Here is a 1,179-nt window from a genome sequence, read left to right as displayed (position 1 = left end):
CTCGGCGAGGCTGCGGGCCTCGTCGGCCGAGTGCGCCGCCCGGATGCCGCCGGCCTTGCCGCGCTTGCCGGTGGGGACCTGCGCCTTGACCATGCAGGGGCCGAGCTCGGCGAAGGCCCGGGCGGCGGCCTCCGGCGACGCGCACAGGACGGCGCGCGGCACGGGGATGCCGGCGGGCGCGAGCACCCGCGCCTTGGCGACGTGTTCCAGGAAGTTCATCGGGCGTCCTCCACGTAGCCGATCCGGTCCCAGTGGGGCCCGAACAGCTCGCGCTCGCTCGGGCGGTCCTCGGGAATGGGTGTGACGAGGTGCGTGATGTTGAGGAAGTGGCGGTAGCTCAGGTTCTCGGAGATGCTGTTCTTCTGCCAGGAGCCGCAGCCCATGCTCAGGGTGAAGCCGAGCCCCGAGTTGAAGCCGCCGCCGTTCCCGAAGGTGTGGGCGAAGTTCACGAGCACCCGCACCACGTCGAGATCCTCGGCGAGCTCGCGGGCGCGGGCGAGGTCCGTCGTGTGGATGCCGCAGGAATGGCCCTTGCCCTGGTGCTCCAGGATCTCGCGCACCCGCGCCTTGGCGGCGGCGAAGTCGCGGGCCCGGTAGACGGTGAGCACGAGCGCGAGCTTCTCGCCCGAGAAGGGATGGGCTCGCCCGACGCCCTCCTCCTCGACGAGGAAGAACGCCTTGCCCTGCGCCTCCGGCGGCAGCTCGAAGGCCTGGGCGAGCACGTCGGCGTCGCGGGCGATCAGGTCGCGGTTGAGCTTGCCCTTGACCCAAAGCCGCTCGGCGATCCGCTGCTTCTCCTCCGCCGTGCAGAGATAGGCGCCGGCGCGCTCGAGGGCGGCGATCGCCCGATCGTAGACCGCGTCGACGATGACGACGCTGTTCTCCGAGGAGCACGAGGTCGAATTGTCGAAGATCTTGGACTCCCGGATCCGCTCGGCCGCCGCATCGAGATCGGCGGTCTCGTCGATCATCACCGGGACGTTGCCGGCCCCGACACCGATGGCGGGCGTGCCGCTCGAGTAGGCCCGGCGGACATTGTCCTGGGAGCCCGTCACGACGACGAGGTCGCAGGCCTTCATCATCGCCTCGGTCGAGTCCTTCGTGACCGGGTGCGGCAGGATCTGCACGAGGTCGGCGGGCAGGCCGATGCGCTCCAGCTCTGCGCGCATCAGTTCGACG

At 70.6% G+C, this 1,179-nt stretch carries 2 protein-coding genes; both read right to left on the bottom strand.

Features of this window, described 5'->3' with window-relative positions:
- Positions 1-219: ATP-grasp domain-containing protein (locus tag WDW90_RS37350; protein WP_336492762.1), on the bottom strand; the 219-nt coding region annotated here is incomplete at its 3' end.
- Positions 216-1,179 (bottom strand): aldehyde dehydrogenase family protein (locus tag WDW90_RS37345; protein WP_336492761.1); only part of this gene is annotated, 964 nt, incomplete at its 5' end. The genes WDW90_RS37350 and WDW90_RS37345, both read right to left, overlap by 4 nt.

The organism is Methylobacterium nigriterrae (assembly GCF_037106235.1).
Taxonomy (GTDB): domain Bacteria; phylum Pseudomonadota; class Alphaproteobacteria; order Rhizobiales; family Beijerinckiaceae; genus Methylobacterium; species Methylobacterium nigriterrae.
Note: the sequence above shows the minus strand (reverse complement) of the source record. Positions and strands in the feature narration are given on the sequence as shown.